General features: G+C 36.0%; 7 protein-coding genes. 2 read left to right on the forward strand and 5 right to left on the reverse strand.

Annotated features, from left to right (window positions below; all coding sequences use genetic code 11):
- Positions 1 to 2: 2 nt before the first annotated feature.
- From BW936_RS00190 to BW936_RS00205, 4 genes are read right to left on the reverse strand one after another with little or no spacing between them, the layout of a single operon-like run.
- Complete coding sequence (locus BW936_RS00190) at positions 3 to 1,778, reverse strand: alpha-amylase family glycosyl hydrolase (RefSeq protein ID WP_076546316.1); 1,776 nt, start codon at positions 1,776 to 1,778, stop codon at positions 3 to 5.
- A 45-nt stretch (positions 1,779 to 1,823) separates the two neighbouring features.
- A complete protein-coding gene (locus BW936_RS00195) occupies positions 1,824 to 4,127 on the reverse strand; it encodes a glycoside hydrolase family 65 protein (RefSeq protein ID WP_076546317.1) in 2,304 nt (767 codons plus the stop codon).
- 56 nt (positions 4,128 to 4,183) lie between these two features.
- On the reverse strand, positions 4,184 to 4,852 hold the full coding sequence (pgmB, locus tag BW936_RS00200) for a beta-phosphoglucomutase (protein WP_076546318.1): 669 nt from the start codon (positions 4,850 to 4,852) through the stop codon (positions 4,184 to 4,186).
- 13 nt (positions 4,853 to 4,865) lie between these two features.
- A complete protein-coding gene (locus tag BW936_RS00205; RefSeq protein WP_076546319.1) occupies positions 4,866 to 5,888 on the reverse strand; it encodes a LacI family DNA-binding transcriptional regulator in 1,023 nt (340 codons plus the stop codon).
- Positions 5,889 to 6,208: 320 nt separating this feature from the next.
- Here BW936_RS00205 and BW936_RS00210 point away from each other — a divergent pair, with 320 nt between their 5' ends.
- Together BW936_RS00210 and BW936_RS00215 are read left to right on the forward strand one after the other, a co-directional pair.
- Positions 6,209 to 9,334: a SusC/RagA family TonB-linked outer membrane protein gene (locus BW936_RS00210; RefSeq protein ID WP_076546320.1), complete on the forward strand. Its 3,126-nt coding sequence runs from the start codon at positions 6,209 to 6,211 to the stop codon at positions 9,332 to 9,334.
- 9 nt (positions 9,335 to 9,343) lie between these two features.
- Positions 9,344 to 10,951, forward strand: a complete 1,608-nt coding sequence (locus BW936_RS00215) for a RagB/SusD family nutrient uptake outer membrane protein (RefSeq protein WP_076546321.1) — start codon at positions 9,344 to 9,346, stop codon at positions 10,949 to 10,951.
- A gap of 612 nt (positions 10,952 to 11,563) precedes the next feature.
- On the opposite strand, the gene BW936_RS00220 is transcribed toward BW936_RS00215, so the two are convergent.
- Positions 11,564 to 13,216, reverse strand: coding sequence for a solute:sodium symporter family transporter (locus BW936_RS00220; RefSeq protein WP_076546322.1), 1,653 nt, complete (start codon positions 13,214 to 13,216; stop codon positions 11,564 to 11,566).
- Positions 13,217 to 13,362 lie beyond the last annotated feature (146 nt).

The following is a 13,362-nucleotide window of genomic DNA, read 5'->3' on the forward strand; positions in this document are numbered from 1 at the left end:
GGCTATATATTTAATTCAAAAATAAAGGATTCTAAAGGATTTAAGGTGATGGCAATATGACCTTCTCCGTTTACTACCCTCAAAGTAGCATCATGACCATATAGCGCATCATTCAATAAATAACTACCATCTTTTAATTTCCACAAATTCACTAAATCTACCGGTATTTTTAAATCGAATGAAAAGTGGTCGTTGACATCAAAATTTGAAACTATAATCAGTTTTTGATGCTCGGACCAGCGAACGTATGACAACACCCGGTGATTGTAATTTTCAGTAATTTCTTTATTATAAAAATGAATCTCCCTATAAGCCCCCATTAAAGCTTCACTACTAATGGTGAAATTCAACAATCGCTTATAGAAATCTCGTAAAGATGCTTCTTCTTGGGTAGATTGACCGCCATCGAATTTTTTGTCATTTACCCATCTTTGGTGATGGGGAACACCTATATAATCGAAAATGGACGTTCTTGACGGACTCCCAAATCCTGCATGTTCTGCAGCAGGCTCACCTACTTCTTGCCCAAAATATATCATGGTCGGTGATGTACTGATCGTAGCAGAAACCACCATTGCAGGCCTACCAATCTCGGCATTGCCTACAAACTCCGGACTGGCAATACGCTGCTCATCATGATTCTCTAAAAAGTGAAGCATGTTATGCTCAATATCTTTTAAATTATTCTGGACAACCGGCAAATGATCAGACCAACCATAGCCTTTCATAATATGCTTTATACCATCATAAAAATCTACCTTATCATATAAATAATCCATTTTACCTTTATGGATATAGGTTCTATATAAATCTGGATTATACACTTCTGCCATGATAAAAGCATTGGGGTTTTTCATTTTGATGGATGAATTCATAAAGCTCCAGAACTCTACAGGAACCATTTCTGCCATATCATATCTAAAACCGTCAACCCCCATTGCCAACCAATACAAGGCAATATCCCTGAATTTACGCCAAGAACTAGGCACCACTCTTTTTTTCCAAAAATTAAAATGCTCTTTGTAATCTTTATCACCAAAATCATTTGGTAGCATATCAAAATCTAACCTACCATCTGGTCTTACCCCGTAATTTATTCTAACGGTTTCATACCAATCATTCATATCTGGTTGCGGGCTACGAGAACCATTACCGGTCCACTTTGCAGGAATCTCTTTTAATTCAGCATATGAAAAATCTGGAACATCCCCACCTAACGGAACATAACCATGTCGCCATATTGGAGTTTGAAATTCCGTTCCCGGGATGTAATAAAAATTATTATCTTTTTGATATTCTACTGAAGTATCATCGCCATACCCAAAATCAGAAACACCCTTTGGGTTTGTCTTACCTTCATACTTTCTAGCTACATGATTAGGTACAATATCTATAAGTACCTTCATACCCGCTTCATGCGTGCGATCAATCAACGATTTGAATTCCTTTAACCTTTTTGAAGGGTCTTTAGCCAAATCTGGGTTAACATTGTAATAATCCTTAACCGCATATGGCGATCCCGCCCTACCTTTAACCACTGCCGGATCATCATTAGAAATACCAATTTCAGTATAATCATTGATAACCGCATGATGCGGAATACCGGTAAACCAAATATGGGTAATACCCAAATCTTTAATTTCTGCGAGTGCCTTTTTATTAAAATCGGCAAATTTACCTACTCCGTTTTCCTCAATAGTGCCCCACGGCTTGTTATTAGTATTCGTATTACCAAAAAGCCTGGTAAAAACATGATAAATTACAATCTTACTATTCATGAGGCAATCAGATTTTAAACTTTAAAGTACTAAACTAAAGACTTATTACACAGTAGTCAATTCATCTGGTAATAAAGCTACTTTCTTTCCATTTACTCGAATGGTCACTTCTTCGGTTCCTTTCAAATGAAAAGTAGTCTCCTTGGCAGTGACATTTACTTTAATAATTCTATTTCTAAAATTGACCTTAAATGAATATGCCTTCCACTGATTTGGTATTTGAGGCTTGAACGATAATTTATCATTAACAACTCGCATGCCACCAAAGCCTTCAACAATACTCATCCAAGTACCGGCCATAGATGTAATATGCAAACCTTCTTCTACCTCTTTATTATAATCATCTAAATCTAATCTAGATGTTCTTAAGTAAAAATTATAAGCCTGTTCCATTCTACCCAATTTAGCCGCCTGAATACTATGCACGCATGGCGACAATGAGGATTCATGAACGGTGAAAGGTTCGTAAAAATCGAAATGCTTTTCTAAATCTTCCGTAGAGAAATCTTCTTCAAAAAAGTAAAAGCCCTGCAGAACATCAGCTTGTTTTATATACGGAGATCTTAAAATTCTATCCCAACTCCATTTTTGGTTAATTGGTCTTTCTGACTTTGGCAGTTCATCTACCCGTACCAAATCTTTATCTAAAAAGCCATCTTGCTGTAAGAACACCCCATGTTCTTTGGAATATGGAAAGTACATTTTATTGGCTACTTTCTTCCATTTATCACACTCCCTATCCGTAAGTTTTGTTTTACCTATTATTCTATGATAATCATCTGGATATCCGTTTTTAACCTTATCTAATTGCGTTAGCGTATAATTAATACACCATTTCGCCAAATAGTTGGTATACCAGTTGTTGTTGACATTATTCTCATATTCATTAGGTCCCGTAACCCCAAGCATTACATATTTGTTCTTATCCTTGGATAAGTTTACACGCTGATGCCAAAATCTAGAAATACCAATAAGCACCTCTAACCCCATTTCTGGTATGTAGCTATAATCACCTGTGTACCTAAAGTAATTGTGAATTGCAAAAGCAATGGCTCCGTTTCTATGAATCTCTTCAAAGGTGATTTCCCACTCGTTATGGCACTCTTCACCATTCATGGTTACCATGGGGTACAATGCCGCACCATTAGAAAATCCTAATTTCTTTGCGTTTTCTATAGCCTTTTCCAAATGGTTGTATCGATATTTCAACAACTTTCTAGCTACCTTATCATCCTTGGTAGCCATGTAAAAGGGTATACAATATGCTTCGGTATCCCAATAGGTACTACCACCATACTTTTCACCGGTAAAACCTTTAGGACCAATATTTAGTCTAGAGTCTGTTCCTAAATAGGTCTGGTTTAATTGGAAAATATTAAAACGAATACCTTGTTGCGCCTTTGTATCGCCTTCAATAACAATATCGCTCATTTCCCATATAGCAGCCCAAGCATCTTTTTGTTTTTGCATTAATCCATCAAAACCAATAGCACTAACTTCACTTAAGCTATTTTTGGCAACCTGTACCAATTCTTCATTTGGGTGATTTCTTGAAACTACATAACCACCAAACTTCGTTAAGGTAATAGAAGTATTGGCTTTAACGTTTTGCTCAAATTTTAAAGACACAAAATTATCTGTCTTTTCTAAAGGCACACCCGTTACTTCATGGCCATCATACTCCAAAGAGGCCTGCATAAACGTACAGGTCTTAAATTCAGTTTTCATGGTATGCGCCTCTATAAAGGCACGATTATCATCAGCATTAACCTTTGTGGTGTTCCAGAATTTATCATCCCAGTTGCTATCCTCATTGGTTATACCACTATCCAAATAAGGCTCAAATACTACAGAAGCATCTGAATTTAAAACCTTTACAGAATATGAAATGGCACCTACGGCATCAATATCTAAACTTAAAAATCGTTTTACTACTACATCGATTTCAACATTGTTTGCCGATACCGCTTGAAAGCTACGGGTATAAATACCCTCTTGCATATTCAACTCCCTTCTAAATTTGGATACTTTTTTACACGTAGCTAAATCGAATTCTTCTTCATTTAAATAAATCTTGATTCCAATCCAATTTGGAGCGTTCAACACCTTTGCGAAATACTCTGGATATCCATTTTTCCACCAACCCACACGGGTTTTATCCGGATAGTAAACACCCGCAATATAACTACCTTGAAAAGTCTCTCCTGTATAGGTTTCCTCAAAATTGGCTCTTTGCCCCATGGCACCGTTACCAATACTAAAAATACTTTCAGAAGATTTCATGTTTTCACTGTCAAAGCCTTCTTCAATAATGGACCAGTTATCTGGTTTTATATAATCTTGATTCATTAATTTAATATTGAGTTGAAATCAAAAATAGAATAAGAATAAATAGGTATCCTTATTTATTTTTTATGATTTTTATTAAGTAATAATTCTAAAAAACTATCGTCTATTTCTGTAAAATCCTTGAAATTATAATCGGCCTCATATAGTATCTCGGCATCACCAATACCAATACTTACCATACCTGCGGCATTGGCTGCTTGTATACCCGCAACCGCATCTTCAAAAACCACACATGAAATTGGCGTAACACCTAAATTTTCAGCTGCAATTAAAAACACCTCTGGATCCGGCTTTGCTTTTGTAACATTATTACCATCCACAATACTATCAAAATATGGTAATAAGTCAACTTTCTTTAAAATAGGTTTTGCATTTTTACTTGCAGACCCCAATGCAATAGGCATATTCTTTTTCCTTAAATACTCTAGCACTCGTGGAACATCTGGCAGAATTTCACTGGCATCCATCTTTTCAATGTAAGCAAGGTAATCTACGTTTTTCTCTACCATCCAAGTATTAAACTGCTCTTGGGTCGCTTTTACATTGCCTATATCTAAAAGAATTTCCAAGCACCTTTTTCTACTTACTCCTTTAAAAAGTTCATTTTGTTCTTTTGTAAATTCAAAACCTAATTCGTTGGCTAGTTTACGCCATGCTAAATAATGGTATTTTGCGGTATCGACGATGACACCGTCCAAATCAAATATAAATCCTACTTTATTCATTTTCTTACTCCTATTAATTAATTGTAGAACCGCGTTTTATTAAAGTAGCATTGATAACCTCGGTTCTAAAAGGTTCTTCTTCCATTTCTGCAGATTCTATTCTATCTATTAACAATTTTGCAGCTTTTTCTCCCATTTTTTCACCATGTTGGGCTACCGTACTTAATTTAGGCGAAGAATTTTGCGAGAGTATGCCATCTGTAAAACCAATTATAGATATATCATCTGGAACAGTATACCCTAAATGCTGAATTATACCCATACATTGAACGGCAAAAATTTCATTAACACACAATACCGCTTCAACCTCATTATTTTGAAAAAATTTGGTAATAAGATCCGTATTGTCTTTATTATGGGGCAATGTCAATATTAAATTATCATCTGCCTTTAAGTTATTTAATTTCAACCCTTCTAAATAACCATTTTTTCTATTCTCACTAACATTGAAATACCTTTCTGTGGTTATTAACGCTATTTTTTTAGCTCCAGATAGTACAAAGTGACTTACCGCTTCACTTGCTATTTCAAAATCATTCAGTATTACTTTATCACAAGCTATTTCCTGGGTTATACGATCAAAAAGGACAATAGGTATACCCTGATCTAACAATTCTTTCAAATGGGTAAAGTCATTCTTTTTTTGTGTTTCAGCACTTAAGGAAAGTATAAACCCGTCTATACTACCGTTAGCCAACATTTCCATATTAATAACCTCTTTATCAAAAGACTCATCAGAAATACAAATAATAACATTGTATCCCATACTATTGGCATACTTCTCTATACCCCTAAACACGGTGGTAAAAAAATGGTGTACAATATCAGGTATTACTACGCCAATATTTTTGGTTCTCCTGTTCTTAAGACTAAGTGCTATATTATTAGGACGGTAGTTATAGAATTTGGCAAATGCTTTTATTCTATCTTTAGTTTCCTTACTAATTTCCTTACTATTTTTTAAGGCTTTTGAGACCGTAGAAATAGATACATCTAGTTCTTTAGCAATATCTTTTAATGTTATTTTAGATTTCAATAAAGAGGTTTTAAGTTTTAAGATATGAACTTAAATTATTCAAAAAGTTAAAGTTCCGTAAAGACCGGTAATTGGTAAATATATAGAAAAAAGTATTTTTTATATATTTGCTATATTATTATATATTCATATTTAATCCTGTACTTAATTGAGAATATAATAAAATCACCCTGTATCATTCAGTATACTCTCAAAATTAAAAGTTATTAACACGAAACCGTTTTCGTAACTTTTTAACATTGCTTAAACGACCTTCGACACGCCTTTTTACATATTTTTAACAATTGAAATTAAATTAACTCAACTTAAATTAACAATTTATGAAGATTACATTCCTAAAAAGTTTGTTTGTTCTAGGAGCATTTTTGTGCTTTGGGGCCATACAGGCACAAGAAGTATCTGGAACGGTTTCAGATGCAAGTGGACCTTTACCAGGAGCTAGCGTTCTTGAAAAAGGGACAACGAACGGTACCCAAACCGATTTCGATGGTAATTATATATTATCAACGGAAGAAGGAGCCGTACTTATAGTAAGTTACATTGGCTACAAAACCCAAGAGGTAGCGGTAAACGGTAGAACTTCAATTAATTTTACCTTAGAAGAAGATGCACAGGCACTGGAAGAAGTAGTCATAATTGGTTATGGTACTACCACAATCAAAGATGCTACTGGCTCTGTATCTGCAGTTACTTCAGAAGAATTTAACAGTGGTGTTATTTCTTCTCCTGAACAATTGATTCAAGGTAAGACTGCCGGTGTTAATATAGCCCAGACCAGCGGTGAACCGGGTGCAGGGGTGAATATAAGAATTAGAGGTTCTAGCTCTGTTCGATCAAACAATACTCCGTTATTCGTAGTTGATGGTGTTCCTTTAGGAGGTGAAAGTTCTTCTGCAGGTGGCGCAAATGTTGGTTTCGGTTCTACGGCAACAAAGAACCCGTTAAACTTCTTGAACCCATCTGATATTGAGAGTATGAGTATTCTTAAAGATGCATCGGCAACGGCTATCTACGGTTCTCGTGGTGCAAATGGGGTTGTAATAATTACGACTAAAAGCGGTAAAGGAAGTCAAGGCGGTACATTTGATTTTAGCTCAACATTGAGCATATCTTCACCAGCAGACGAATATGATCTATTAAATAGAGAACAGTATTTAAGCGCGGTAGCACAATACGGGAATGATCCTGCAACGGCAGATTTTGGCAACGACACCGATTGGCAAGATTTTATAACTCGTACAACTGCTTCTCAGAATCAAAACCTATCTTACTCGAACAACTATGGCTCTGGTAACGTTAGAGCTACATTTGGCTATGGAAAGCAATTTGGTATTATTGAAAAGTCTGAACTTGAAAGAATAACAGGAAGACTTAACTGGAATCAACGATTTTTAGATGATAAGCTGTTATTAGGGTTACAAACAACAATATCTAGAGTCAATGATGCTTCTCCTCCTATTGGTGGACAAGCAGGCTCAAGAGGAGATATTTTAGGAGCTGCTTATTTTGCAAATCCTACATGGCCTACTAGTTCTGAATTTAATTTATCAGGAAACATTAACCCTGCTAATATGTTAGCCTTTACCCAGAATGAAAGCCATACGGATAGAGTGCTATTAAACGGTTCTGCAGAATACAAATTCACCAGTGAATTTAGCGGAAAGGTTAATTTGGGTTATGATAAATCTGATGCAGCAAATACTGCGGTTGTTTCCTCAAATGCCGATAACTTAGGTAGAGGAGCACAAGGTAATGGTGTTGGTGCTTATTACACGTTAGAAACCGTAAACAAATTATTCGAAACTACAGTGAACTACAAGAAAGATTTTGACACTTGGAACATAGATGCTCTTGTAGGATACTCATACCAAGAATTCAATAGATCTGGCCGTAATGTTGATGCCTACGGATTTTCAACTACAGATTTAAATGCTATGGGTTTAGCTATGGAAAATTCGGTAAATGCCATTGAAAGCAATATTTCAGGTTCTTACCAACAATATGGTTATGATAGTAGTTCAAACAATCTTACCATAAATAGAATATTGCCGGCATCAAATACAGAAACTGTTGCTCGCCCAGATGGTACATCTGTACGTACCTTGGTTGCTAACAAGTATGACTTTACAGACGAGCTACAATCGTATTTTGGTAGAGTTCAACTTAGCTTTCAAAACAAATATCTATTTACAGGAACATTAAGAGCAGATGGTTCGTCTAGATTTGGACCAGAAAATCAGTACGGATACTTCCCTTCTGGAGCTTTTGCATGGAAAATTGCCGAAGAAGATTTTATAGGTGATGCTTTCTCTACCCTTAAGTTGAGACTAGGTGCTGGTATAACCGGTAACCAAGAAGGATTAGGACATGCGCAATTCTTGAGAAGAACAAGATTTGGAGACCCATCAATTTCAGACGGTGGCGACTTAAACTTGGCAGGTACAACACCAGTTGCAACAGCTAACCCTTTACTAAAATGGGAAGAAACCGTTGATTATAACTTAGGTATTGATTTTGGTTTTAATGCTGATCGTTTAAGTGGTAGTGTTGACGTGTATAGAAAAGCGACTAATGACTTGTTAATTAGAACGGCAGCGCCTTCACCTTCTACCGATCCTTTCTTTTTCCGTAATTTAAGTGATGGTACGGTAATAAACCAAGGTATAGAATTTGCCATTAATTATGATTGGATACAAACTGAAGACGTAACATTCTCTAGTTCATTCAACATTGCATATAATAGTAATGAAGTTAAAGATTTTGCTGGCTTTATCGATACAGGCCAAATTAGAGGTCAAGGTTTGTCAAATGCTTTTGCACAAAGATTATCAGGAGGACAATCATTATTCTCATATTACATGGCAGTGTATACTGGTCTTGATGCAGACGGGCAGCCAACATATGAAGATGTTGATGGTAATGGTTCAGTAGACACAAGTTTAGATAAGAAATTTGTAGGCGAAGATGCTTTACCGGACATTACTTCTGGGCTTTCCTTAAACCTTTCTGTGAAGAACTGGGATCTATCTACATTCCTTTCAGGACAATTTGGATTTTCGGTATACAACAACACAGCAAATGCTTATTTCACTTCTGGTGCAATTACCGGTTCACGTAACGTAACAACAGATGTTATCACAAGTGGAGAGGCAGTTGGTACTGGAGCCGCAGTTTCAACAAGATATTTAGAAAAAGGAGATTTCGTTAGATTACAGAATGCTTCTGTTGGCTATAATGTACCGTTAAGCGGTGAAGGCGTTCTAAATTCATTAAGATTTTCATTAACTGGCCAGAATTTGTTTTTAATAACAGGTTATTCAGGTCTTGATCCTGAAGTTTCAACGAACACAGGAGATTTAGGCTCAGGAATACCATCTGCCGGTATTGATTATGGTGCTTTTCCTAGAGCAAGAACTTTCACTCTTGGTATTAATGCTTCATTTTAAAAAAAAATTATGAGAAAAAATAAATATAAATTTTTATTAGCTGCATCTGCACTAGTAATAGCCTCATGTACAAACCTTGAGGTTTCAGAAACAGATTCAATAATTACACCTACCAATGCAGACGGAACCACTTTTAACGGAGTGGAAAATACGGAATCGGCATTAGACGAGGCATACAACAGAATACGTAGTTATTGGGATACACAAGAAAACCAATACGCCCTTAGCGAGGTAACTACAGATGAATTTATAATCCCTACAAGAGGAACGGACTGGGGCGACAACGGTTTATGGAGGGTATTACACCAACATTCATGGACATTTGAACACCAGTTTATCAATAACACATGGAATAACTGGAACACCCTACAACTGTTAGCTACTGAAATTATAGACCCTAAAAGTTCAGCGTCTGTACAACAAATTGCCGAAGCAAAATTTATTAGAGCTTATGCGCAGTGGTATATTCTAGATTTTTGGGGAATTGTACCTGTTAGAGATTTAAGTTTACCTCCTTCAGTATTACCAGAAGTTTTAGATTCTCAAACTGCTATGGAAAATATAATTGCAGATTTAAACGCTGCAATTTCAGATTTACCTTCAGTTAGCCCTGGTGCAGATACAGAAAGAGCAAATAAAGCAGTGGCTCGATTTATGCTTGCAAAAGTTTTACTTAATAAGCACATCTATACTAACTCTGGCTCTGCGGCTACAGCTGATATGGACCAAGTAATATCTTTGGTAGACGCTATTACAGATGAAGGGTATGCACTACAGGAAGGCTATTTTGATCTTTTCAGAAATCAAGCAAACAATGAGACTATCTTCTCAACACCTGCCTCTAATGGGTCAAGAATCTGGAATACATTACACTACAATTTAGCTAACGAAGTTGGTGAAGGCGGTGGCTGGAACGGATTTAGTACACTTGCTGAATTTTATGACCTTTTTGAAGGTGATGAAAACTTAAATACGCCAGGATCAGGCCAAGAGGAGCGTAGAGGAGCTGTGCCATTAAAAGCGTTGGATGCTGGTGCTGAAGGTACTACCGATGCCAATAATGATGGCTTTGCCGATAAAACCAATGTTGGTTTCGGTTTTCTAATTGGCCAACAATATGCTGTAGACGGTACAGCATTGAATGACAGAAACGGTGCCCCATTAGACTTTAAAAGGGATTTCACCGATGCTTCAGGACAATTGAATCTACAAAACAATAGTGAAACTACTGGGATTAGAGTTTTAAAATACCATCCAAGATACGGTGATTTTGTGCCTCATCAAGTATTGTTTAGATATGCCGATGCCTATTTGATGAAAGCAGAAGCAATGATGAGAAACGGTAGCGATATTACATCAATGGTAAATGAATTGAGAACCTTAAGAGGCGCAACTGCATTAGCTGCTGTTACAGAAGCTGACCTTTTAGCAGAAAGAGGTAGAGAACTTTATGCAGAAGGTTGGAGAAGAAATGATTTGATACGTTTTGGACAATACACAAGAGACTGGGTATTTAAGGAGTCTACTTCAGTAGGTAATGAAACAAAACACTTATTTCCTATACCTGCCGCTCAATTGATTACAAATCCTAACTTGGTACAGAATCCAGGGTACTAAGTAGAAATAAGTTTAAGTTTAAGTTGAAAGGCCTCCAATGTTTTATTGGGGGCCTTTTTTCTTTGTAATAATATGAATACTATTACAAATTTTTATACATCATACACGTATCTACATAACCTAATTCTAGGTAAATAAATCCTTAAGATGTGGTTCCTATAATTTCAAAACCATACCTTTTTCCGAAGTTTAAACGTGCTAATATTGGTACATATAGCCATACTAAATTAAATTCCAATACTTTTTTCTCGTACAAATTAGATGACACGTTCAGATAGGTTTTTACAGCTACCCGCACCTTGTGCCACAAAGGGTACCCTGTAGCTAAAATTTAGGATGTGACTTCCTAAATCTATTTGATTTGACTTTATAATAATATAACCTATAACCTTGCTCACCCAAACCAATGTATCTTAAGATTACCTTGATGATATTTGCACTAAATACAAAGGAATCTTCTTTCTTTATTACCCTAATAAATACATCCAAGACCGCGTCATAATCTTAAATAGTAAACCTAGTACACCCCACTACCTAGAGCAAATTAAAGTCAAAAAAAAAGCCGCATCAAATAATTGACCCGGCTCAAAAGATTTTAAATATATTTTTTATTTATTTGGCAAAATACACATAGATACCGATTACAATACAACAAATTATTAAACCTGCCTGGTTAACATATTTATATGGCGTAATAGACACTTGATCCGTATACTCCAAAACAAAAGGTTCTTTTCTTGGTCTAATAGCTCCAATAACCAACATGATGACAATATTGGTTACAAATAATATTGCCATAATATGTAAGAAATGAGGGTATGCTTCCGCTTCTATTAATTTCAACTGTACAGGATCGGTAATCCCCTTAGCATTTGCATCTGCCAAAGCAGCATCAACAAACTTATTCTTTAACCAAAACTGACTTATAATATACAATGCAGAACCTGAAAGTATGCCCACTTTCGCAGCAATTGCCGGCACTCTTTTTGTTAAATAACCCACTACGATTATAGTAAATATAGGAATGCTATAAATTCCATTAATCTCTTGTAGGTAATTAAACAAACTACCTGCATTGGCTATAAGTGGCGCAATGAACATTGCGGCTAAGGCTAAGCAAATTCCAAATATCTTACCATATTTCACCACTGTTGTTTCTGGCGCATCAGGATTAATATGTTGTTTATAAATATCAATACCGAACAGGGTTACAGAGCTATTTAAAACACTATTGAAAGAACTTAAGATTGCCCCGAACAATACAGCCGCAAAAAAACCGACCAATGGTTTTGGTAATACTGCACGTACCAATTCTGGATACGCCAAATCACTAGAATCTAATCCACCATCAAAATAATGGTAAGCAATCATACCAGGTAAGACCAAAATCAATGGTCCTAATATCTTTAAAAATGAAGCCAACAAAAGTCCTTTTTGACCTTCTGCCAGGTTTTTTGCACCTAGAGCTCTTTGTATAATCTGCTGGTTAGTTCCCCAATAAAATAACTGTACCAACATCATTCCCGTAAAAATAGTTGCAAAAGGAACTTCTTGTCCGGCATTACCGGTAGAATCAAATCGTTCCGGATTTGAACTAATCAAAATATCCAAACCTTCAAAAACACTACCATCTCCAATGGCCATTAATCCAAAAACCGGTATCAACAAACCACCAATCAACAATCCAACTGCATTAATAGAATCTGAAACCGCTACTGCTTTCAATCCTCCAAAAACAGCGTATACCGAACCAATAAGTCCAATACCCCAAATGCAAATTACCAAAGCCGTACTATCAGAAACCCCTAATAAAGTTGGTACATCAAACATACCGCTAATAGCAACAGACCCAGAATAAAGAATTACAGGGAGTAATACTACCACATAGCCTGTTAAAAACAACCCTGAAGTAATGGTTTTTGTAGTAACATCAAATCGTTTCGCCAAAAATTGGGGTATGGTAGTCAACCCACCCTTTAAATACCTTGGCAACAGAAAGATAGCAGTGACCACTATAGCAATGGCCGCTAAAGTCTCCCAAGCCATTACAGACAACCCATCTGTATATGCACTTCCATTTAAACCTACAATTTGCTCCGTGGACAAATTTGTCAATAGTAACGACCCAGCAATAACCCCTGCCGTTAAACTACGCCCACCAAGAAAATAACCATCAGAGGTTTGCTCATTGGTTGTTCTTGTCGCAAAATATGAAACTACGGCCACTAAAATAGTAAAGCCTAAAAAAGATAAAATCCCTATCATTTGTTGAGTTGTTTGTTACTTAGTCAATGATAAATATATTAGATTATTTTCATTACTTCTAAAAAGAAGCAGCAAAATCTTATAATTCATATTTTTCTACAGTTCCTACAACGATTTCTTTAAATTTTAACGTTGACTTTTGAGCA

The sequence above is a fragment of the Maribacter ulvicola genome (genome assembly GCF_900155985.1).
Classification (GTDB): Bacteria; Bacteroidota; Bacteroidia; order Flavobacteriales; family Flavobacteriaceae; genus Maribacter; species Maribacter ulvicola.